16 protein-coding genes and 1 other RNA gene are annotated in these 22999 nt (G+C 40.2%); 9 read left to right on the forward strand and 8 right to left on the reverse strand.

Annotated elements, in window-relative coordinates:
* The 4 genes from dnaE (at window position 1) to H5117_RS15125 (ending at window position 6207) form a co-directional block, all read left to right on the forward strand.
* Window positions 1-3492 carry a DNA polymerase III subunit alpha gene (gene dnaE, locus H5117_RS15110; RefSeq protein ID WP_002958298.1) on the forward strand — a complete coding sequence of 1164 codons (3492 nt, stop codon included), beginning with the start codon at window positions 1-3 and terminating at the stop codon, window positions 3490-3492.
* 16 nt (window positions 3493-3508) lie between these two features.
* Window positions 3509-4465 (forward strand): acetyl-CoA carboxylase carboxyl transferase subunit alpha, encoded by a 957-nt coding sequence (accA, locus tag H5117_RS15115; protein ID WP_002958297.1) that lies wholly within the window; start codon window positions 3509-3511, stop codon window positions 4463-4465.
* 83 nt (window positions 4466-4548) lie between these two features.
* Complete coding sequence (gene tilS, locus H5117_RS15120) at window positions 4549-5853, forward strand: tRNA lysidine(34) synthetase TilS (protein WP_182738549.1); 1305 nt, start codon at window positions 4549-4551, stop codon at window positions 5851-5853.
* Window positions 5854-6207 carry a hypothetical protein gene (locus tag H5117_RS15125; protein WP_024596259.1) on the forward strand — a complete coding sequence of 118 codons (354 nt, stop codon included), beginning with the start codon at window positions 5854-5856 and terminating at the stop codon, window positions 6205-6207.
* A gap of 30 nt (window positions 6208-6237) precedes the next feature.
* On the opposite strand, the gene H5117_RS15130 is transcribed toward H5117_RS15125, so the two are convergent.
* A complete protein-coding gene (locus H5117_RS15130; RefSeq protein WP_182696038.1) occupies window positions 6238-7134 on the reverse strand; it encodes a GGDEF domain-containing protein in 897 nt (298 codons plus the stop codon).
* 133 nt (window positions 7135-7267) lie between these two features.
* On the opposite strand from H5117_RS15130, the gene H5117_RS15135 reads away from it, so the two are divergent.
* Window positions 7268-9241 carry a monovalent cation:proton antiporter-2 (CPA2) family protein gene (locus H5117_RS15135; protein ID WP_182738551.1) on the forward strand — a complete coding sequence of 658 codons (1974 nt, stop codon included), beginning with the start codon at window positions 7268-7270 and terminating at the stop codon, window positions 9239-9241.
* Window positions 9242-9256: 15 nt separating this feature from the next.
* On the opposite strand, the gene H5117_RS15140 is transcribed toward H5117_RS15135, so the two are convergent.
* The gene (locus H5117_RS15140) at window positions 9257-10402 is read right to left on the reverse strand and encodes a patatin-like phospholipase family protein (protein WP_002958292.1); all 1146 of its coding nucleotides are present in this window, start codon (window positions 10400-10402) and stop codon (window positions 9257-9259) included.
* Window positions 10403-10641: 239 nt separating this feature from the next.
* Between H5117_RS15140 and H5117_RS15145 the strand changes: the two genes are divergently transcribed.
* The 3 genes from H5117_RS15145 (at window position 10642) to H5117_RS15155 (ending at window position 15246) form a co-directional block, all read left to right on the forward strand.
* Window positions 10642-11517, forward strand: a complete 876-nt coding sequence (locus H5117_RS15145; RefSeq protein ID WP_182674390.1) for a DUF3014 domain-containing protein — start codon at window positions 10642-10644, stop codon at window positions 11515-11517.
* 139 nt (window positions 11518-11656) lie between these two features.
* An RNA gene (gene ffs / locus H5117_RS15150) (signal recognition particle sRNA small type) lies at window positions 11657-11753 on the forward strand.
* A gap of 733 nt (window positions 11754-12486) precedes the next feature.
* Complete coding sequence (locus H5117_RS15155) at window positions 12487-15246, forward strand: response regulator (protein WP_182738553.1); 2760 nt, start codon at window positions 12487-12489, stop codon at window positions 15244-15246.
* Between the two features lie 26 nt (window positions 15247-15272).
* Here H5117_RS15155 and H5117_RS15160 read toward each other — a convergent pair whose 3' ends face one another.
* Complete coding sequence (locus H5117_RS15160; protein WP_182738554.1) at window positions 15273-15962, reverse strand: DUF1826 domain-containing protein; 690 nt, start codon at window positions 15960-15962, stop codon at window positions 15273-15275.
* Entirely contained in the window at window positions 15962-17161 is a 1200-nt protein-coding gene (gene zigA, locus H5117_RS15165) for a zinc metallochaperone GTPase ZigA (protein ID WP_182738555.1), read from the reverse strand. Before zigA ends, H5117_RS15160 begins: the two co-directional genes overlap by 1 nt.
* Before the next feature lie 223 nt (window positions 17162-17384).
* Here zigA and H5117_RS15170 point away from each other — a divergent pair, with 223 nt between their 5' ends.
* Window positions 17385-19520 carry a TonB-dependent siderophore receptor gene (locus H5117_RS15170; protein WP_182738556.1) on the forward strand — a complete coding sequence of 712 codons (2136 nt, stop codon included), beginning with the start codon at window positions 17385-17387 and terminating at the stop codon, window positions 19518-19520.
* A gap of 34 nt (window positions 19521-19554) precedes the next feature.
* Here the strand turns inward: H5117_RS15170 and H5117_RS15175 are convergent, their stop codons facing one another.
* The 4 genes from H5117_RS15175 to H5117_RS15190 all read right to left on the reverse strand — a co-directional run bounded on the left by H5117_RS15175 (window position 19555) and on the right by H5117_RS15190 (window position 22827).
* Entirely contained in the window at window positions 19555-20649 is a 1095-nt protein-coding gene (locus H5117_RS15175) for a mechanosensitive ion channel family protein (protein WP_182733811.1), read from the reverse strand.
* Window positions 20650-20746: 97 nt separating this feature from the next.
* Entirely contained in the window at window positions 20747-21148 is a 402-nt protein-coding gene (locus tag H5117_RS15180; RefSeq protein ID WP_002958285.1) for a DUF6691 family protein, read from the reverse strand.
* Between the two features lie 3 nt (window positions 21149-21151).
* On the reverse strand, window positions 21152-21565 hold the full coding sequence (locus H5117_RS15185) for a YeeE/YedE family protein (RefSeq protein WP_021032090.1): 414 nt from the start codon (window positions 21563-21565) through the stop codon (window positions 21152-21154).
* 2 nt (window positions 21566-21567) lie between these two features.
* Window positions 21568-22827 (reverse strand): OmpP1/FadL family transporter, encoded by a 1260-nt coding sequence (locus H5117_RS15190; RefSeq protein WP_182738557.1) that lies wholly within the window; start codon window positions 22825-22827, stop codon window positions 21568-21570.
* Window positions 22828-22999: the final 172 nt, after the last annotated feature.

Raw genomic sequence — 22999 nt, forward strand, 5'->3', positions numbered from 1 at the left:
ATGGCTGCTCCTGATTTTGTTCATTTAAGAGTTCATTCAGACTTTTCGATGGTTGATGGCCTTGCTAAAACAAAGCCAATAGTCGCAAAAGCGCAAGAGCTGCAAATGCCAGCCATTGCAATTACTGATCAAATGAATTTTTGTGGTTTAGTGCGTTTTTATGGCGCCACGCATAATGCAGGTATTAAACCTATAGTGGGTGCTGACTTTTGGGTTCGTAGCCCAGAGTTTCCTGATGAGCCAAGCCGCTTAACCATATTAGCCAAAGACAATGACGGCTATAAAAATATTACCTTACTGATATCTAAAGCGTATCAGCGTGGGCATGTATTTCATCGCCCTGTGATTGACCGCGAGTGGTTAGTTGAGCTAAAAGCAGGCTTAATTATTCTCTCAGGCGCTAAAGACGGTGACTTAGGTAAAGCGTTATTAAAAAATAATCCGACTGTAATTGAATCGGTTGTTAGTTTTTATAAGCAGCATTTTAGCGATAACTACTACCTAGAGCTTGTTCGCACCAATCGACCGCTTGAAGAAGATTACTTGCACATGGCGGTAGAGCTTGCTGCTAAAGAGCAGCTACCGGTTGTAGCGACCAACGAAGTGGTGTTTTTAAAGCCCGAAAACTTTGAAGCGCACGAAATTCGTGTTGCTATTTTTGATGGTTACACGCTCGATGATAAGCGCCGCCCTAAACGGTTCTCTGAAGAACAATATCTAAAAACACCTGAGCAAATGGCTGAGTTGTTTAGCGATATTCCAGAAGCCCTACAAAATACCGTAGAAATCGCTAAGCGTTGTAACGTAACTGTGCAATTAGGTACTTACTTTTTACCTGATTACCCAACCGGCTCGCTTAAAATTGAAGACTTTTTAGTTAAAGTGTCACAAGACGGCCTTGAAGAACGACTACAGTTTTTATTCCCCGACGAAGAAGATAGAAAAGTAAAACGTGTTGAATACGATGAGCGTCTTGCAATTGAGCTCGGTGTAATCAACCAAATGGGATTCCCAGGTTACTTCTTAATCGTAATGGAATTTATTCAGTGGAGTAAAGATAATAATATTCCAGTTGGACCTGGTCGTGGTTCAGGTGCGGGTTCGTTAGTTGCGTACGCGCTTAAAATTACCGACCTTGATCCACTTGAGTTTGACTTACTCTTTGAGCGATTCTTAAACCCTGAACGTGTATCAATGCCCGATTTCGACGTCGATTTTTGTATGGATAGACGAGACGAAGTAATTGATCACGTATCGGCTTTGTATGGTCGAGATGCGGTTTCGCAAATTATTACCTTTGGTACCATGGCTGCAAAGGCGGTAATACGCGATGTAGGGCGAGTGCTTGGCCATCCTTACGGGTTTGTTGATCGAATTTCAAAATTGATTCCGGGTGACCCCGGTATGACACTTGCCAAAGCGTTTGATGTAGAACCGCGCTTGCAAGAAGCCTACGATGGCGACAATGAGGTAAAAGACTTAATCGACATGTGTCGCATCCTTGAAGGGTGTACACGTAATGCCGGTAAACATGCGGGTGGCGTAGTAATATCGCCAACCACTATTACCGACTTCGCTGCGCTTTATTGCGATGACGAAGGTAAGTTTCCAGTAACACAGTTTGATAAAAACGATGTAGAAACAGCCGGCTTAGTTAAGTTCGATTTCTTGGGTTTACGTACACTGACTATATTGCAGTGGGCGGTCGATATGACCAATGTGCGCATGAAACGCCAAGGTAAAGACCCCGTTGATATAAACACCATTCCACTGGATGATAAAAAAAGTATTGAGTTGTTACTTCGCGCCGAAACGACCGCTGTATTCCAGCTAGAGTCGCGTGGTATGAAAGACTTAGTACGCCGCCTTAAGCCCGACTGCTTTGAAGATATGATTGCACTTGTGGCCTTGTTCCGACCAGGTCCACTGCAATCAGGCATGGTAGATAACTTTATCGACCGAAAACTGGGCCGAGAAGAAATCTCATACCCAGATGCGCAGTATCAGCACGAAAGCTTAAAACCAATACTTGATCCAACCTACGGCATTATTTTGTATCAAGAACAAGTAATGCAAATTGCGCAAGTACTAGCAGGTTACACGCTAGGTGGCGCCGACATGCTGCGTCGTGCAATGGGTAAGAAAAAACCCGAAGAAATGGCAAAGCAGCGTTCAACATTTGAAGATGGCGCAAGAAATAACGGCATTGACGGCGAGCTTGCGATAAAAATCTTCGACTTGGTAGAAAAGTTCGCAGGTTACGGTTTTAACAAATCTCACTCAGCAGCTTACGCACTCGTATCGTATCAAACATTGTGGATGAAAACGCACCATCCTGCAGAGTTTATGGCTGCGGTAATGTCGGCCGATATGGATAACACCGACAAAATAGTTATTTTGGTGGATGAATGTGAAAACATGAAGCTCACCTTATTACCACCAGACGTAAATGCAGGTGAGTTTAAGTTTACAGTAAACCTTGAAGGTGAAATTGTTTACGGCATTGGCGCGATAAAAGGCGTGGGTGAAGCACCGGTTGATGCAATCCTAGAAGCGCGTGCAAAAGGCGGCCCATTTAAAGATTTATTTGATTTTTGTGCCCGTGTTGATTTAAAACGCTTAAATAAACGTGTTACCGAAAAATTAATTTACGCGGGTGCTTTGGATCAATTAGGACCAGAGAAAACCCAATCTGGGCGTGCTACATTACTAGCCAGTTTAAAAGATGCTATGCGTGCGGCCGATCAACACAACAAAGCTGAGCAATTAGGACAAAGTGACTTATTTGGTTTATTAGCCACTGAGCCTGATGAAGTTGAACAAGCTTTTATTAAAGCCACAGGGCTTACTGATAACGAGTGGTTAGATGGCGAAAAAGAGACGCTAGGCCTTTATTTAACTGGGCATCCAATAAATCAGTACCGCCGTGAGCTTAGGCATTACACTAGCGGAAAAATAGTTGATTTACAGCCAACTAATCGTGATGTGTTTGCAACGGCCGCTGGTTTGGTTATTGCTTCTAGGGTATTAATTAATAAAAAAGGAAATCGTTGGGCCTTAGTAACTTTAGATGACAAGAGTGCACGGATTGATGTACGCTTGTATTCAGACGAGTTTGAAAAGTACCAAGATATGCTCCAAGTTAACAATATCTTGGTAATATCTGGACAGGTCAGCTTTGATAACTTCTCCGGTGGTATTACAATGACCGCCAGAGAAATAAACACCATTGCTCAAGCGCGTGAAAAGCGTATTAAAGCGATTAAAATGACGCTGAACATGGTGCAAATCGAGGCAGGTTTCTTCGATAAATTACAAAAAGTACTCGAACCCTATAAAATGGGAACGTGTCCGATCAAGGTTTATTACCAACGTCCAGATGCGTTGGCGCAATTAACTCTTGGGATCGAATGGTGTGTTACGCCAAGTGACGACTTAATCCATAAGTTATCACTAATGGCTGCGCAAGATGTAGAACTAGAATTTAACTAATTAGGTAGTTTAGAGCATGAGCCTCAATTATCTTGATTTTGAGCTTCCAATTGCAGAATTAGAAGCAAAAATTGAAGAATTACAAAGTATCAGCCGCGCTGGCGAATTAGACCTTGAGTTAGAAGAGGAAGTCAGCAAATTAAAAGAAAAAAGTGCCAAACAAAAACAGGAGATTTTTTCTAATTTAGGCGCTTGGCAAGTATCACAGTTAGCACGTCATCCGTTGCGTCCTTACACTCGAGATTATATCGAGCGCATTTTCACGGAATTTGACGAGTTTGCTGGCGATCGTACTTTTGCTAACGATCCAGCTATTTTAGGTGGCATTGCGCGTTTAGATGGCGAACCAGTAATGGTTATTGGCCAACAAAAAGGTCGTGATACTGCTGAAAAAATTAAACGTAACTTTGGTATGCCAAAGCCAGAAGGTTACCGTAAAGCATTACGCTTAATGGAAATGGCTGAGCGTTTTAAAATGCCAATCATGACCTTTATTGACACACCAGGTGCATACCCAGGTGTTGGCGCTGAAGAACGTGGTCAATCTGAAGCAATCGCACGTAACTTAAAAGTAATGGCGTCACTTAAAGTGCCGACAATATGTACGGTTATTGGTGAAGGCGGTTCAGGTGGTGCATTAGCGATTGGTGTTGGCGACAGAGTTAACATGTTGCAGTACAGCACTTATTCTGTAATTTCGCCTGAAGGTTGTGCGTCTATTCTTTGGAAAAGCGCTGACAAAGCACCGCTTGCAGCAGAAGCAATGGGTGTAACTGCAGAGCGCGTTAAAGAGCTAGACTTAATCAACAACTTAGTTGATGAGCCACTAGGTGGTGCACATCGTAATTACGATGCTATGGCACGTAATTTAAAAGTACGCCTTAAGCGTGACCTAGCAGACTTACAAGCACTTACGCTTGAAGAAATGCTTGATCAACGTTACAAACGTTTAATGTCGTTTGGTTATTGCTAAACACATTAATTGTTAAAAAAAAGCCGCTTATGCGGCTTTTTTGCTTTAAAATGTTCAGAGTTTTTATATAAAAGTGCGGCCATATGCATACAACAGCAATTTATCAGCAATTAAAAAAATCACTAAATAGCTATATTGAGCAAGGTAACACTGTTTTTACTGTGGCGCTTTCTGGTGGTGTTGATTCTGTGGTGTTGCTGCATTTAATGCGTGCTTTAAGAGCCGATAATCCTGCAATTGATGTATCGGCTATTTATGTTCACCATGGCTTGAGCCAGTATGCTGATGACTGGCAACGCTTTTGCAAGAATGTATGTATTGAGCTTGATGTGCCTTTTAAAGTCGCAAAAGTTGTAATTGAGCAGCAGTCGCGTACGAGCCTTGAAGCCCAAGCTCGCGATGCACGTTACAAAGCACTTGATGAGCTAAGCCCACAAGGCAGCATTGTTTTATTGGGCCAACATTTAAACGACCAAGTAGAAACGTTTTTACTGCGCTTAAAGCGTGGCTCGGGTTTAAAAGGGCTTGGAGCCATGCACCAAGCGCGTTTGCTGCAAAGTGGCCGTGTATGTTTTAGGCCATTGTTAAACGTAAAGCGAAGCGATATAGAAGCGTTTGCGGCGCGCTTTAGTATTAACCACATAACTGATGACTCAAATACAGATGAAAGTTTTGACCGTAACTTTTTACGCTCAAAAATAGTACCTGTGTTAGCCGAGCGCTTTACTGGGTTTGAACAATGTACAGCACGAAGTATTGAGCTACTACAACAACAGCAAACATTACTTGATGAATACACTCAGCTTGATTTAAATAAGTGTATTAACGAGCACCAAGCACTGTGCATTAGCCAAATAAGTGAATACAGCTCAGCGCGTATTGCAAATATAGTACGTGCGTGGCTTGCATTATTTACACAAGTCATGCCATCGCAAAAGCAGCTTGAGCAAATTATTAATCAAGCAATGTGCGCAAAAAACGACGCACAAATGCGTATTGATTTGCTCGATGGGCAAATACGTCGCCATCAAGGTTATTTGTATTTTGTAACACCAAGCGAAGTATTAACTGATATTGAGCTGAATCATTCGCAGCTAAAACTTGCAGACGGGCGCTTATTAATTAAAAGCATTGGTTTTGGAGTAAGACCTCCACACTCAAATGAGCAAGTAATAGTGCGCTTTAATTGCAATAGCGCACGTATTAAACCATTTAAAAAGCCTGGTAGTAATACAGTTAAGCATTGGTTTAAAGATGCAAAAATAGCGCCGTGGCTACGCGCCAGTGTGCCACTTATTTTTTATAATGATGAATTAGTTCAAGTGGTTGGTTGTTTTATAAGCGCTAAGCATGTTGATGAAAATGGTATTTTTTGGGAGTGTAAATAAATGAGTAAACAGCCGCATGTTGGCTTATCGTTAGTAAAAAAAGCGCCAATGGGTATGCTAATAACAGCGCTTATTGCTGTTATCGCTAATGTTTTACTTGAGTTAAATATAGTTACGTTAGGTTATGCAGTCGCTGGTGGGATTGCATCTGCAGTACTTTTATTAGCTTATTGGTTAGGTAAAGGTGGATTGTTTTTTATTTTAGGCGTGAGTCTGCCACTGCTTTTAGTATTATTTACACCGCTTGCGACTATTACTGCATTACTTAATTTAATTAGCGGGTTCTTTTTTGGTTTTTGTGCTGCGTTGTTTATTTATAAATTGGTATGTGCAAAGCCTAGCGGGGGAAGCTAGGCTTTTTTATTTAATGCAGTTAAGTAAAGGCTAATATGCTTTTGCGCAGTTTCTACCTGATGCCTTTGCTTTGTATAAACCTTTATCGGCTCGAGCAAATATCTCAGTTTCGCAATCTTGGCTGTTAGCTAAAGTAAAACCAATACTGGTTGTTACTTTATACTTAGACATTAATGGCGATTTTCTTACTAAGCACATTATACGCTCAGCAATCACTTTATTAGTTGTAAACTCAGGGTCTTCAATAAGTAAAGCAAACTCATCACCACCAAATCTAAATACCGAATCAGTGCCGCGTATACTGCTACACAGTACTTTTGAAAATTCTTTAAGTGTATCGTCACCAATTTTATGGCCGAAGTTGTCGTTAACTTGTTTAAAGTTATCTAAGTCAAGCAACATTAAACTAAATGGGCGTTGATAACGGCGACAGTTTTCAAGCTTTTGAAGTAAAAAGTCATTAAATTGACTACGATTATTTAAACCGGTTAACGCATCCTTTGTGGCAAGCTTTAGTACGCGGCTATACATCATCGCATTACGAAGTGGATAAACCAGCGCACTATGTAATGTATGTAATTTTTTCTCAATTGCGTGACCAAGTGGGAATTTACTAAAATAAATTAGCTGCCCTAAGTGGTCTTTATTAATCGCTAAATCAAAAATATAGGGTGTACTATTTGTATCACTTTGTGATGTTTGAGCAGTACCTAAAGTTGATTGAAACTGCAATCCAGAAAAATTGAGCAATTGTTTTGCAAATTTAGCGTAAATAGCCAGAACATCCTCGATCACTAAGCTTGTTTGTAGCTCTGCGACGAGTTCATGCGTTTCAGTTATTTCATTTGTAGGTGAGTGTTCAGCCGAAAACGGCAAAAAATCACCGCGACCAGACACACGCTGCGTCAAAATATGGACGTTTTCCATTAAATTCTCCCCCGAGGGTGTTACTTTGCAATAACTAAGCTATTTTTGTGCCATATTTTAAAATTGCATGAAAAACATATGGTTGTTATATTTACTTACAAGCTACTAGTTTAATTTAAACGCGAGGCTGCATTTGCAAAGTATTAATGCTCAAATTTTTGGCTTATTAGTCGCGGCAGTTCTTTTTGTGTGGTTTTTTAAGCGCATTGGCTTGCCGCCTATTTTAGCGTACCTAGCAACGGGGGTTTTAGCCGGTAGTCATGGTATTGGCTGGCTTGCACAATCTCACGAAATAGAGTTTGTAGCTGAATTGGGTATTGTGTTTTTGTTATTTAGTTTAGGGCTAGAATTTTCTATTTCTCGACTAATGGCAATGCGAAACCTAGTATTTGGTTTGGGCTCATTACAAGTAGGTATAACCAGTTTACTCTTCATTATTATTCTATATTGCTTAAACTTTTCATTACTCACCAGTTTTACCATCGGCACAATTATGGCGCTTTCTTCAACCGCTGTAGTAGTTAAGCTATTAAAAGAAACGGGTGAGCTTAATCAGCGCCGTGGGCAATTAGCCGTTGGTGTTCTACTTTTTCAAGATATTGCTGTTGTTCCTCTATTAATAATACTTCCTTTATTTGCATCAAGTGACTCTCAAAGTATTGGCTGGGCTTTAGCGTTTGCCCTAAGTAAAGGCGCATTTGTATGTGTGCTTCTTTGGGCAATTGGTAAATGGGTATTGCCCATTGTGTTTAAAGAAATAGCGCAAGTACGAACCGATGAGTTATTTGTACTTACCACCATATTAGTCGCGTTGTTTGCAGGCTTTTTAACGTATATGTTTGGCTTGTCTATGGCGCTAGGTGCTTTTTTAGCCGGAATGATGTTAGGTGAGAGCCATTACAGGCATCAGTTAGAGGCCGATATACGCCCATTTCGCGATATTTTAATGGGGCTATTTTTTGTTACTGTAGGTATGCAGCTGGATATTTTATTTGTACTGGGGCATATCGTAATAATTATTGGCGCCTTGCTGGGTTTACTGGTGTTAAAAATTGCAGTGGTAGCCTTTAGCGCGCGGCTAATGCATGAGCGAAACCAAGATTCACTCGCCTGTGGCATTATGCTGTGGCAAATGGGGGAGTTTGGCTTTGTACTTATTGCACTTGCTGGCCAGCATCAATTATTAAATTCAGAGCAAGCTTCATTTTTAATTGCCCTTGGTGTGCTTTCAATGGCATTTACCCCATTTTTGATTGATAAAACGCCATTTATTTTAAAGCGTTTAGGCATACTCGATCGCCCAAGTTTGGCGCTCGAGAGTGAGCCACAAAGTAGTACGCTTTATAGTGACCATGTTGTTATTTGTGGTTTTTCGCGAGTTGGGCAAACTATAGCGCGTTTTTTAAAGCCCGAAGCAATAGACTATGTTGCGATTGAAAGTAACCCAATTTTAGTACAAGAAGGCAAAGCGGCGGGTGAGCCTGTCATATTTGGCTATGTTAAACAAAAAGATATTTTAAAGTGCGCAGGAGTAGAGCGAGCTCGCTTGGTTATTATTACTTTTACAGAGTTTGATCATGCACAGGTTGTTATTGATGTCATAAAGCAAATAGCACCCAATGTTAAAATACTCATTCGTACCCGTGACGATAGCCAGCTAGATTATTTAAAAGAGCTAGGTGTAACCGAAGTAGTACCTGAGTCGTTAGAGGCAAGCTTAATGCTCGTGTCGCATGTGTTGTCTATGTCGGGCGTACCGATGACGCGTATTGTGCGAAGAGTAAGTAAAGAGCGTCGTAATCGTTATCCGTTAATGCAAAGCTTTTATGCAGGCTATTTTAAAGATAACGAAGATACATCAAGTGACCGGTTAGAGTACTTACATGTGGTTGCTCTGCCTGATAAAGCTTATGCAGTTAATAAAACAATCGAAAATCTAAATTTAGAAAAGCGTCGGGTACTGGTAAAAGCGCTGCGCAGAGAAGGAGCCGAAATAGACACGCCATCAGCACAAACAACCTTATTGGCTAATGACGTTTTAGTGTTACAAGGTAAACCAAGGCGTGTTGAGCGGGTAGAGCACTACCTTCTCGACGGAATAGAATAACGTTTCTGTTTGAGCTTAATCTAGTTCTAAAAACTTGCGTATCTCCGGTAATTTTTTCATACCGTCTTCATAACCAATTTGCATTAAATGCTGGGTGTAGCGTTTTTCAAACAATAGATAACTGGTTAAGCTCGATTGCGAATGTTTTTTAACACCTATGGTACGTAGCAATACTTTAATAGCCCAAGGCATATCGTCGTAATACTGCGCTGCAATTGCGTTAAAGTTTTGCGATGGGTTAATTACAAAGGTATCTATTTGTTTAAGTTCTTGATGTTTATCACGAGCGGGTAATAGCCCTAATGTTCGGTTAACACGAGCCAAACGCTCTAAATCCGATTGCATAGTGTCGGTAAATACACTGTCTAGTAAATGCCCCGCAACAGCAGAGAGTCCAGGATAATGTGGCGAATAACCCGGCGGGTGTAATTCTTTAGGTTGGTCTACCCCAATAATAAATATTTTTTCAGCGCCTAAATGAATCGACGGACTCAGCGGAGAAAGTTGATGTATAGAGCCATCACCAAAGTAATGGTTATAAATATTTACACTTGGAAACACCATAGGAATGGCACTTGATGCCATTAAGTGCTCAACATTAATACGAGTTGCGCGGCCTTCGCGTTTAGCACGTTGCCACGATGTTTGCGTATTAGATTGAAAAAATGCAACCGAGTCACCCGTTGTATAACTTGAGGCTGTAATAGACAGCGCATCTAAATAATTACGGTGTAAATTGCGCTCAATGCGGTGTAAATCTAAAATCTCGTTTAATAAACTACGCAGAGGGCGGTTATTTAGTAAGCTCGCTGGTGGGTGGTTAATATGCTCTGACTGAAAGCTCGTTAAGATATTGCGAGCAATATGACCAAACACGCTTAAAAAGTCACTTTTATAGACCATAGAGGTTGAAAAGTTTTTCCAAACTGATTCGAGCTTTCGTACAGCCAAATGCGCACAAGAAGCGTAACATGCCAATGCAGCAGAGTTAATAGCGCCAGCGGAGGTGCCATTTATTACTCTAAATGGCAATGGAGCAGTACGAGGCATACTATGAGCTAGCGCTTTTAGCACACCGACTTGATAAGCAGCTCGTGCGCCACCACCTGTAAGTAATAAGGCAGTTTTAGGTTTTTGTGGATCAACTTGCTTGATTTTCATATTGGTGGTTAAACTGTTCTACGTCTTTACTTTATTTATTAACTGTAAGTCTTTAAGCTAGAAGAATCAAAGGATAACTGCCCTAATACTTATTACATTATTTAATCACCCAATTTAGTAGGTAACTTACTTTGCTATAATTGTCGTATTATAAAATGTCATAGTATTTGTGTAAGAATGAATTTAATCCACTTAGCGTACTCTAAGTGATATCGCATTTTAATTTTTATGGAGTTCGTATGTCAGATAAACCAGAAGCATCAGATGTTCAAAAACGTCCACCTAATAACAATATTCTTTTCGCCGTTATTATTTTAATAGTCGTAGCATGTGCGGCCGCCTTCGTATTGCTCACACCAAGTGACGAGCAAGAAACACGCACTGAGGTAGAGCCCGTAGTTAAAGAGCAACCTATGATGGAGCTTAAACCCGAGAACGACCCAGTGGTAGACGCGCCATCTGTAATGCCAGAAAAACCAGCCGAGCTTGAAGTACCAGCACAAAGCCCGAGTGAGCCGGAGCCTGAAGTGGAGCCACTACCAACACTTAACGAAAGTGATGCAGTTGTAGTTGCTAAAATGGATGAGTACCTAAGCGACTCAGTAATGAGCCTAATGGTAACCGATGATGTAATTCGCCGTGGTGTTGTATTTGTAGATAACCTAGCTAAAGGTAAGGTAGCTAAAAAGCACACGCCTGTTGTACAGCCAGAAGAGAAATTTAGCGTTAATGAAGGGGATATCCTCACAATTAACCCTAACAGCTACGAGCGTTATACCCCGTATGTGAAAATATTTACCAGTATGAGTGCAGCGCAAGCCGTTCGTATGTACGAAGAGTACAAGCCACTTATTAATAATGCATACAGTGAAATTGGTTATGGCGATGATGAGTTTAATCAAACGCTAACCGATGCAATCGATTTATTACTTGATACGCCAGAGCCTGAAGGTGACTTGCCGTTACTTCGCGATTCAGTGACGTATCAGTATGCGTTTTCGGAGTGGGAGCAATTACCTGCTGCGCAAAAACAGCTTTTACGTATGGGTCCAGAAAACATGAAAAAAGTAAAAGCAGCACTTCGTAATATAAAAGCGCAGTTAGAGAACAATTAATACGCACTAAAACAGCTAAATACGTCGCGATTGTATATGAAGTATGCAATCGCACTTTCTTTTTAGATTATCCCTTGAATAACAGAGCAAAAGTAGAGATAATCCTTCCCGCGCCAACCAAGGCCCTCAATGGTAGTCTTATTGGTCCTCTCGCAACACTAGCAGGCGAACCTGGTCAGGCCCGGAAGGGAGCAGCCACAGTTTGTGACGTGTGTGCCGAGATGTGGCTGGTAAGACTGCCACCCAAATTCCTCATTTGGGTGTTGTTTGAAGTATAAGTTGACATATTTGTACTAAAAGATTGCATAAACCAGAAGCATAAGATGACATAATTTAGCATTAACCAAATTGTTAAATGGCTCACTCATATTTGCACTTCGGCTTTTTGCCTTTTCCAATAACTTGATAAAGGCTACCACTGACAGTTTTGATTAGCTGGTTCTGAGGTGATATTTCCACTATTCTTGATGTGCTAATATAATCGTTTGTTGCGAATCGGTACGTCATGTCATCGACATAGATATCCCATAAAATTTATCCAATCATTTTCTTCACCATCAAAAATTGAAACTTAACGGTGTTTAAGTCTTAATGAGAAATATCTATTTCTACTAAATTAATCGGAATTTTTTAGCATTAAAAAACTGGCTTTGGTATCAGGAGCTTTTAATTTAAGAAAACCAGTCACTTTATGCCATTTTATGATTCAACTTTATGTCAACTTACGCTTCCACTTTTGTCGCTGTGGAGCAATAAAACCGAGTTTGGTTATGCCAACTTATACTTCAAGCAACATTGGGTGTATATCGCTAACTCCTTAATATATATATTTTTTCACTAAATTAACCCATAATACCTAATAGTTTCCAGCTCCTTTTCTCGCTAGACAACTTTTAACTTGTACGCAATAATGTAGCAATTATATTAATTTAACACTGCGTGTTAACAAAGTACTCTAGGGTTGAAGTAATGCCTCAAAGAAGTAAGTGGACACTCGCTGTTTTATTAGGGTTGCTAGGGGGTTTAGTTAACCTCTCGCCGTTATATTTTTTCGACAGTTCTGAGTTTTTATTTGGGCAAGTATTTGTATTATGTAGCTTAGTGTTTATTGGGCTGCGTTATGCGTGCTTAAGCCTTGCGATTGTATCTGGCTTTTTACTTTATAGGTGGGGGCATTGCTGGCCGAGTATTGTTTATTTACTCGAGCTTTTTTGGCTTTACACTTTTTGTTTACGCCGCTCTAAACCCATACTCCCTCTTGGTACTGTTTTTTGGCTGTTAGTTGGTTTACCTATAATTTGGGGAATAGGGCAGTTTCTTATTGGTCTGCCATGGTTAACGCTAGTTGTTGCAATATCAAAGTACCTCATAAATGCGTTAATTAGCTTAGCTTTAGTTGATTTATTTAGTGTATTTGTACCCCACGCCAGCCGTGCCTATCAGGGCAGGCCTCTTGCTCGCATTCTTAGCTATGTTGTAAGCGTTATTATTATATTGGTTATACTGCTTACCAGTGTAATTTTAGTGAACGATCACCACTCTCGGTTAGAGTATGAGGTAGACGCCCAACTTGAAGAAAAAGCCAAATATATAAGCACTCAATTAAGTGATTATTTAACGTTTCATAAAAATGCCATTGTAATGAGTAGCGACGCCATAAGCGCGGGCACAGATAGTGAGCAGCAGTTAAAAAGGCTAATGAATCTATTTCCAGGGTTTGCTACAAGCTTGTATGCAACCCCTAGCGGCTACGTCGAAATAACGTCGCCTAATAACCTTATAGCGGGGCTAACTAAGGCGCAGCGTAATGTCACTGATCGCGAGTACTTTAATCAGGCTAAGCAATATCCTCTCGGTTATAGCGGTGGTGTGTTTCAAGGGCGAGGGCTTGGCAATGAAGCCATTGTTGCGCTGTCGGCACCTATTTATCGTGATGGTGAGTTTTTCGGCGTAGTAGAGGGGTCGTTAAAGCTTGGACGATTAGAGCAGTTTGTTCCTAATTTATTTGAAAATACTGGCGAATTAGTTGTACTGGATGATAAGCAAAAAGTGGTTTTTAGCTCGCTTGAGCAGTTTAAAATATTAACCGACTTTAACGAAGATGGTTTTAATACGCGTAATATGGGCGATAAAAATTTATTTCGCTCCAATAATAATGAGGTTTACCATAGTTCTAGATATGTTAATCCGCAGAGCAAATGGCAAGTAATCACTTTTTATAATCGTAAACATTTGAGTATGGCTGTAGCCAAAGCCTGGCTGCCAAGTATTTTGCTAGGCGCTATGCTAATTATTATGGTGGTGCTGTTTGTACGCCAACTTGCAAATTTATTAGTGCAGCCAATCAGTGGTTTAACTAATTTAATGCAAAGCTTTAATAAATCAAAAAAACAGACTTTTAATACAGATTCAAGTTGGCAAGAAGTACTGCAACTTCAGCAGCAGTTTGAAATGCTCGCCACTGCGCTACAGCATTCAATAGAAAACCTGCAAGCGTCAAATATAAAAAACCAAGACCTAAACAAACAACTCAGTGAGTTTAACCAGCAGCTAGAAAAACAAGTTGCTGAGCAAACCAATAAGCTTAAGCAAGCAGTAGAGCGTGCTAATTTAGCTAATGTGGCTAAATCGCAGTTTTTAGCAAATATGAGTCATGAACTACGCACCCCAATGAACGGTATTTTGGGCATGGGTGAGGTATTGCTGCGTGATAGTTCGTTAACCGACGAGCAAAGAGATCTTTTAGATACGCAACAAAAAAGTGCTCAAAACTTATTGAAAATCTTAAACGATATTTTAGATTTTTCTAAAATTGAGGCTAATGCAATGCAAATTAGCCCGCGTCCTACAAATTTAGCGCCTTTTATCGAAAATATTAAATCGTTGTTTTCACCCATTGTAAGCTCTGACGATGTGCAGTTTATAGTTCAGTGCAGTAACACCTTGCCAGATTGTATTAACGTAGATGATTTACGCTTAAACCAAGTTATTATTAATTTATTATCTAACGCGTATAAGTTTACTGAGCGCGGGTTTGTACGTTTATCGTTTGATTACAGTGGCCAGCAGTTATTTGTAAGTGTGTCTGATAGCGGCATAGGCATAGCAAAAGATCAGCAATCGTTATTGTTTAGCGAGTTTACACAAGCTGATGTAGGTGTTGCACGTAAATACGGTGGTACCGGGCTTGGTTTGGCCATTAGCCAAGGGTTAATTAAAAAAATGCAGGGTGAAATATCTTTAAATAGTGAACCCGGTAAAGGCAGCATGCTTAAGTTTTACATTAATGCGCCTAAAGCTGAGTTTATAAAGCACACAGCCGCAGTACAGTCGCAATCAGTACCTAACCTTGGTAGCAAAAAATTACTATTGGTAGAAGACAACCCCATAAACCGCCAAGTAATTGCAAAAATGTTAGAGCCAACTCATGTACAACTTACAATGGCTAACGATGGAATTGAAGCGTTAAAAGTGCTTAAGGGTAATACCTTTGACTTAATTTTAATGGATTGCCAAATGCCAAATATGGATGGTTACGAATGTACCCAAACCATACGTGCTAACGAAGTAAACACTAAGGCACATGTGCCCATTATTGCAATTACCGCTAATGCCTACGAAGATGATAAACAGCGCTGTTTAAGTGTAGGTATGGATGACTTTGTATCTAAACCTGTAAGCACACAAGGTTTGTACGAAGTAATCGCTAGGGTGATAAACGCGCATTAGCTTAGCGTTTATCACCACAACAAATTTTAGATAAAATCGAGCGTAAGTAATAAGCGTTGCTCGTTTTCAGCCACCGGGGGTGAGCGATGTACAAGCCCCGCACCTTCGTTTTCATCCCAGTACTCGCCTTTAAGCAGGGCAACATCACCTTGCTTGAGTTGATTAATATTATTTAGGCTTTTAAATAAACCAGACTCTTCATCGGGTTTACCTAAATTACCAGTACCTAGCTTTGAGCGGTTTACATCGCTGTGATTTAACCACTGCGTAGCAACACCTTGATAGGTAGTAACTAGCCGGCACGGAATTTTGTCTACATGAAAACGCGGGCACATAGGTTTATCTAATATTTTTAGCCTTAAACCGGCGCGTTTTAAATCAAACAGGCAGCAAAACATTTCAACCAACAGTGCGATATCTTCACACAGCGCTTTAACTTCATCGCGGTTATTATCTTCTGGCTTAAGCGTTTTTATTAATTGATCAAACGCATCATCGGGCGATACCGCAAGTTCTAGTGGCTTTAAAGCATTTGCGCTAATGAGAGTATTAACTGCATTTGTTAATGTTTGCTCAAGGTCTCTTTGCCAAATAACAATGTTAGTGTCTTGGTTATAAATTTGTGGCAATACATCGGCGTCACACTCTTTAGCTGCTTTTCGGTACAGCGGTTCCGCAGGCTTTATTTGCGCAGTTATTGGGGCTAGGGCATTCATTACTCTTCCTCCCAAATAGGAAACGGGTCGTTATAGGTTCTCCAAAAGTCCCTACCCTTAAGTACCGCATCTTCTGGTAGTAGGCAGTCATCAAGCGCTTTAATCATCGCTTGTTTATTTAATGATTGACCAATAAACACAAGCTCTTGGCGCATGTCACCAAAGGGTTCTACCCATTTATTATTTATGTCAGCAAGCAGTTCAGGCTCTGTAGGCCAGTCTTTTTGGGGGATGGCTTTAAAAAACATACCAGCAAATCCGTAATGAGCTATACCGCCTGCTTGGCTCCACTGCGCGCAAAATAAAGGGCGTGTTGCTAACCAAAAATAACCTTTTGAGCGAATAAGTTTGCCAAATTGTTCGGTGCTATGAAGAAAGTTATAAAACTTTTCTGGGTCAAATGGGCGGCGCGCAGTGTAATTAAAGCTGCTAATTCCATACTCTTCAGTCTCGGGAATATGTTCACCAGGCATTTCTTTAAGCCACCCCGGTGCTTGTTGGGCACGTTCAAAATTAAATAAACCCGTGTTTAGCACTTCGTTAATATTAATATGGCCGTTTGAAATAGGAATAATGTTAGCTTGAGTATTAAGCGTATTTAAAATGGCAGTGAGTTTATTTAATTCATCGTTTGTAATTAAATCAGTTTTACTAATTAAGATTACATCGGCAAATTCAACTTGGTCAACAAGTAGGTCGGCTACGCTTCGCTCGTCGTCTTCTCCTAACGATTCGCCAGTATCTTGTAAATCATTTGCTTGTTCGTAGTCGTTTAAAAAGTTAACGGCATCAACCACCGTTACCATAGTATCAAGGGTGGCAATATCACCCAGTGATACGCCATTTTCATCGGCAAATGTGAAGGTTTCGGCTACAGGTAATGGCTCAGAAATACCGGTTGATTCAATAACGAGGTAATCAAAACGCCCATCTTTGGCAAGTTTGCCCACTTCAACAAGTAAGTCTTCTCGTAGGGTGCAGCAAATACAACCGTTGCTCATTTCAACGAGCTTTTCGTTACTGTGATTGAGCGATACATCGTTTTTAATAGTGGCTGCATCGATATTTATATCGCTCATATCGTTAACTATAACAGCCACTTTTTTACCTTGCCTGTTATTAAGAATATGGCTAAGTACAGTGGTTTTACCAGCCCCCAAAAAACCTGATAACACTGTGACGGGCAGTTTATTTATCATTTAATAATCTTACTAAATTACAATTAAAGGTATGTTATATTATATCAATTTTGTATTCCAGTAATGCTAATTAATTTTTTTAATGCTGAGCTGCAAATTTAGTGTGTTACTCAAAAACTCTTCATTCGAAAAATAAGGATGAATATGAAATTATTTACATTGCACATGTTAATGATAGTCGTTATCATTCGCAGTGTTTTATAAACCTCTTCTTTGGATCAATATGTTTAACCAAAAATATTTGGCGCTCAGTATTGCTGCGTCTTTTTCTGCTTTTTCTAATGTGGCATTTGCCGAGCAAAATAACGATATTGAAAAAATAGAAGTAACTGGTCGTGCCCAGCAATTTTACCTAGAAACCGAAAGTAAAATTGGTACTAAAACGGATTTAGATCTTATTAAATTACCGCAATCTGCGCAGGTATTAACCGAGCAACTTATTATTGACCAAGCCGCGCGCGACATTACCGATTTATACCGCTCAATTGCGGGTGTGAGTGAATACAGCTACTCAGGTGTAACTTTTCGTGGTTTTAGAGATGACGCCAATGTATTTTATGATGGTGTGCGTGGCGACCCATATTCGGGCTTTGGTGTACCGCAGTTATTTAATGTTGAACGTGTTGAAGTATTAAAAGGGCCTGCCTCTGCTTTGTATGGCGGTGGCGAACCTGGTGGGATGATTAATTACGTAACCAAAAAGCCAAGCTACACACAAAAACGCGAACTAAAGCTTACTTTGGGTAACTACAACACCCGTGGTGCATCACTTGATATGACCGGCGGTTTAAGCGATACAATGGCTTATAGATTGGGTGGTTACTATGAAGAGCAAGACAGCTTTCGTAACAATGCAGACTCAAAAAACACCGAGCTGACAGGTGGATTGTTATTTGATTTAACAGATTCAACAACCCTAACCACAAGTGTTGACTACATTAAACAAGACCTAGGCGGAAACCGCTTACGTGGCGTACCGGTAGATGACAACGGTAACTTTTTAGTTGACCCAAGTTATAACGCCAATGAGTCGTTTGATTATCAAAATATGGAAGCTTTGGTGCTTCAAGCAGAACTTAGCCATTATTTTAATGATGATTTTTCGTTAAGTACTACGTTTCGTTACATGGATAACGAGCGAGACCAAGCCTACCATGAGTCGCAAAGCTGGGTAGATGTAAATGGTGATGGCGTAGCCAATATCGATGACGAGACGATTAAGCGTGAATACCGTAAGCAATTTCGTGCCAATAAAGAGGCAAGTGTAACCACCGACTTTGTTTATAACTTTGGACAAGGACAATTAATACATCAGTTTTTATTTGGTGGTGATTACCACACCGTTGATACCGAATATGACTACTTTCGTGCTCGATATGAGGCCGATGGCGTCGCTAATTTAAATATTTTTAATTTAAACTACGGTGAAACCGATCCAAGTACTTATAACCTTACCGACATGAACCGCGATGGCGTAGATACCGACCGATTTGGTGTATACGCGCAAGACGTAATTAGCATAGGCGAGCAGTGGACAATAATTGCAGGTTTGCGCTATGACCATTTTAAAGAGTTTAATCAAGAAACAGGTTTTAGTTACTCAGATAACGATATAACGCCGCGCGTTGCTGTTACTTATCAGCCAGTAGAAAACACATCGGTATATATTAATTACTCAGAGAGCTTTAACCCTACATCATCAGCCGACCAAGAAGATGTAGAAGGCGAGGGCAACTTAGACCCAGAAACAGGTAAGCAAACCGAGCTGGGTATGAAAAACCGATGGTTTGACGGCAAAATAATGAGTACATTTGCTGTTTATCAAATTAATAAAGAAAACGTGGTAATGAGCAATCCTGAAGATACGGGCGCGGGGGATGGCATTGCTGCACTTTTAAATATAGGTGAAGTAGAAAGCCGTGGATTTGAAACAACTTTAGTAGGCGATTTATCCGAGCATTGGACAATAACGGCTAACTACGCATACAACGATACGCAAGTAGTAGACGGCGTAACGGGTGATACGCTTTCAGATACATTTGGTGATGGCTCGCGCTTTGCTAATGCGCCGCGCCATCAGGCGGGTTTATGGTCACGCTTTGGGCTCGATTCGATTAATTCCTCTATTGCGTTTGGCGCTAATTATGTGAGTGAGCAAGTAAGCTCCGATGGTCAAAAAGTAAAACCGTTTACCGTATTTGATATGAGCTGGACGAGTCGCTTTGATGACGTATTACTAAGTGTAAATATTAACAACCTGTTTGATAAGGAATATGCTGTAAGCGGATTTAGCCAGCGTAACGGTCACTTTCCGGGTAGCCCGCGTGAAATTGTTGGGCAAATAACCTACAAGTTTTAATACTTATTAGCGCGAGTGTCTCTCGCGCTTTGTTTTAAGTATCGCCTTGCACCTTTTTATCACTATTAAATTTAGCGGATTCTTGTGTAGTGTTAATAGCCGTAATAGGGAAGGGAATTACAATGCCTTCTTTTTTATAGCGTTTATGCAGGGCTTTTATAAAAGCAGATTTAACCCAAAAGCGATTAAAGTATTCTTTTGCGCGCAGCATAACCGTAAAGTTAATACTTGATCTGTCAAAGGTATGAAAAACCACAAAGGTATTGTAATCATCAACGCCCCATTCGTGTGAAATAAGTATTTCACGAGCCACTTCAAGTGTTACTTGCTCAACAAATTCTAAATCCGAATCGTAATGCACGCTTATATCTACAGGGACGCTTAGCTCTCTTTCAGGATAAAAGTAATTAATAATACGCGATTTAGATAATTGGCTATTAGGTATAATAATCATATTATTAGGTAGCATTTTAACCCATGTAGAGCGCCAGCCTATGTGATCTACAAAGCCTTGTTCTTTTGATTCAAGCTCAATAAAATCGCCCACTCTTATGGGTTTATCTATCACTAGCTGCACGCCAGAAAAAAAGTTTTCGAGGGTAGGTTGTAAAGCAAGGGCAACAGCCAGTGATGTAATACCTAACGAGGCAATAATGGGTGTAATAGAAATACCTAACGTGCCCATTAATACTAGTATTCCTACGGATGATAATGTAACGCGTATCACGCCTTTAATTATGCTTTTTGAATTAAAAACAACGGCAGATTGTTTGCCATAGTAATTAATAGTGCCAATAATAAAGCGGTCTAAAAACATAATAAGTGCCAGTAGAGCTAGTACAATATTAATGCTATTAAAAGGAATTTGTTGAGAAATAGAAGTACTAATAATGAAGGTGTCGTGCTCTAAAATGGTGAGTAGCACAATAATTGTGCACAGTGTTAGCGGCTTAGATATTGACTCTATTAGTAAAGTATCGAATATAAATTTGGTTTTTGAAGTCCATTTTTTTAGCCAGTACATCACAAAAAAACGAACTAAAAACAGTAGTATAGCTATAAGTAAAAGGGAGGACGCTGCGCCTAACCAAGGTGTGCTGTTAGAAAATTCCAGCGCTTTATTTAGCATAACTTAAACCTGTTCAATATAGTTTTATATATATTGCAGCAAGTTATGTACCTTTGTTTGGGTAAAAGTAGCTGCCGAGTTTAGTCGGCAGCAAATATTATACTTTTTTGGCTAACCACATACCGCCTAGCACGGCTGCAAAAAATAATAAAAACTCCATTTTAAGAGACACCAATTGAACCAAACCCGGGCCTGGGCATATACCACTTAAACCCCAGCCTAAACCAAAAAGTACCGAGCCGATAATTAAGCGCGCATCAATTTTTTTTAAATCACTTAAATTAAACGTTCCTGAAAGAAGTGGCTTCTCTTTTTTTGCAACCCATAACCATGTAAGCATCATTATTAGCATGGCAACAGCCATCACTATAATTAAGCTTGCGTCCCATTGGTTTCCATAAGTAAGAAAGTTAATCACTTTAGCAGGGTTTGTCATCCCGCTAATAATAAGTCCTAAGCCAAATATAAAGCCTATAACAACCATCATAATTGCTTTCATTATTTATCCTACAAGGTTTGCTGTAATGAAGGCGACAAGCATAAATGTGCATGTTGCAACCCAAGAGCGAGTAGAAAAGCGCGACATGCCGCACACACCATGGCCACTTGTGCACCCATTAGCTAACGTTGTACCAGCGCCAACTAAAAGCCCTGCAACAACAATAAGCCAAGGCGGTAATTGCAATTCGCCTTCTAATAAAGAAGGCGCAAATACCCTTACAGCCACTCCTGCCAACAACAACCCTAAAATAAAGTATAACTGCCAACGAGAGTCTGAATTTGCTTTAGCGAATACAGATTTAACAATGCCTGATATACCTGCAATTTTTCCGTATAAAACCAGTAATAACGTACACGCTATACCTATTAATGCCCCGCCTATTGCAGCCGATACTGGGGTGAATTCTGTTATCATTTTTAAATTTCCCAAACAATAGAAACGCCTAAACCGGTTTGTTTCATTTCGATTGATAATTGTTGATTAGGCGCTAAGTAGTTAGTACCCGTTACTTTTTTTGCTGGCGAATAAAAAGCCATAGCGTTTAATTGTACCTTGTTGGTAAAAGAATGGCTAAAGCCAGTAGTAAAATGCCACTCTTGAACGCCCGGGGCTAAAATATTAAGCAAAACGTTTGATGAAGGAATAGGTTGCTCGGTGTAAGATACCCCAAAACGAATTTTTTGTTGCGATGTACGCTGCCACTGATAGCCAAGCTTATAAATAGTCATATCGTTCCAGCCAAACCCAGCTCCTGCATCAGCCCCTAAAGGCGCTGACATCAAGTTATTGATTGGATTTGCAATACTTTTTACTTCGCTGTAATTTATTTTTTGCCAATCAAATACAACCTGATTACTTGGGGTAAGCTTATAAGCTGCACCAAGTTGAAACGAACTTGGCAGATCAAATCCGCCTTGCTCTGCAAACAAACCTTTATAGCTATCAAACTCTTGCATAGACACTGATGAGCGGTAACTTGCCCCCCAGCTTAATGACGAATTTATATCTTGGCTAATACCTAGTTGAATGCCTAAGCCTGTGCTTGTATCGGTGCCATTATTTGTAAGCGCTTGGGGTGATTGCGAAAAAGGAGCAAAGTTTCCAAGCCCTTGCGCTTCAAACTGTTGCACCACGTAAATAGGAGATACACCAAGGCGTGTTTGTTCATTTAACTCATAGCTTACTGTTGGGCTAATAAAGAGTTGTTTTAAATCAACGCCCGTTGTACCAGCGTAAAAAGTCCCCTCAGGAGAGGATTCTGCGCCGTACTCGGTATTCATACCGCCGTTGCCATACACTAATAAACCAATATTTACTTTTTCATTTAATTGATGGCCAATAGCAAACTCTGGAATTGCAAATACGGTGTTGTCGCTTTTTTGTGTTTTTGCTTCAAGATAAAATGCGCCAGGGTAAAAAGTATCTACTTTTGATGCAGTATATTTTCGTTCAGGTGAAAAAAGCTCTAAGCCCAGTGATAGCTCTGTTCCATTAGGTAAAAAGGTTGCTGGATTATTAGCACCAGACATTAACTCTTCTGACAGCGCTACACCTGCGCCAGCCATGCCTTTGTGGGTCATGCCATAGCCGTGAGTAAAATAACCATTAGTAGCAAATGCACTGAACGAACCTAACGCACACGTTAAAGCTAAGCCTGAAATTAACTGTTTTTTCATTTTAGTAAATACATAAAGTTGGAATGGGCGGACAATAGCTAATTTTTGATATTCTAAAAAGGAATTTAAATAGATTAGTTATAATAAATGGTAATACGGCAATGGTTATAAAGTTAAAATAAATGAGCGTAGATTGCTATTCAGCCTAAACTTAAGTTAAAAGGTTCGCTAA

The organism is Pseudoalteromonas sp. SG45-1, assembly GCF_014164135.1.
Lineage (GTDB): Bacteria > Pseudomonadota > Gammaproteobacteria > Enterobacterales > Alteromonadaceae > Pseudoalteromonas > Pseudoalteromonas distincta.

Bases quoted from the DNA above. Each gene is read 5' to 3' on its own strand.
- dnaE (WP_002958298.1), top strand. From the start codon at position 1: ATGGCTGCTCCTGATTTTGTTCATTTAAGAGTTCATTCAGACTTTTCG.
- accA (WP_002958297.1), top strand. From the start codon at position 3,509: ATGAGCCTCAATTATCTTGATTTTGAGCTTCCAATTGCAGAATTAGAA.
- tilS (WP_182738549.1), top strand. From the start codon at position 4,549: ATGCATACAACAGCAATTTATCAGCAATTAAAAAAATCACTAAATAGC.
- H5117_RS15125 (WP_024596259.1), top strand. From the start codon at position 5,854: ATGAGTAAACAGCCGCATGTTGGCTTATCGTTAGTAAAAAAAGCGCCA.
- H5117_RS15130 (WP_182696038.1), bottom strand. From the start codon at position 7,134: ATGGAAAACGTCCATATTTTGACGCAGCGTGTGTCTGGTCGCGGTGAT.
- H5117_RS15140 (WP_002958292.1), bottom strand. From the start codon at position 10,402: ATGAAAATCAAGCAAGTTGATCCACAAAAACCTAAAACTGCCTTATTA.
- H5117_RS15145 (WP_182674390.1), top strand. From the start codon at position 10,642: ATGTCAGATAAACCAGAAGCATCAGATGTTCAAAAACGTCCACCTAAT.
- H5117_RS15155 (WP_182738553.1), top strand. From the start codon at position 12,487: ATGCCTCAAAGAAGTAAGTGGACACTCGCTGTTTTATTAGGGTTGCTA.
- H5117_RS15160 (WP_182738554.1), bottom strand. From the start codon at position 15,962: ATGAATGCCCTAGCCCCAATAACTGCGCAAATAAAGCCTGCGGAACCG.
- zigA (WP_182738555.1), bottom strand. From the start codon at position 17,161: ATGATAAATAAACTGCCCGTCACAGTGTTATCAGGTTTTTTGGGGGCT.
- H5117_RS15170 (WP_182738556.1), top strand. From the start codon at position 17,385: ATGTTTAACCAAAAATATTTGGCGCTCAGTATTGCTGCGTCTTTTTCT.
- H5117_RS15175 (WP_182733811.1), bottom strand. From the start codon at position 20,649: ATGCTAAATAAAGCGCTGGAATTTTCTAACAGCACACCTTGGTTAGGC.
- H5117_RS15180 (WP_002958285.1), bottom strand. From the start codon at position 21,148: ATGAAAGCAATTATGATGGTTGTTATAGGCTTTATATTTGGCTTAGGA.
- H5117_RS15185 (WP_021032090.1), bottom strand. From the start codon at position 21,565: ATGATAACAGAATTCACCCCAGTATCGGCTGCAATAGGCGGGGCATTA.
- H5117_RS15190 (WP_182738557.1), bottom strand. From the start codon at position 22,827: ATGAAAAAACAGTTAATTTCAGGCTTAGCTTTAACGTGTGCGTTAGGT.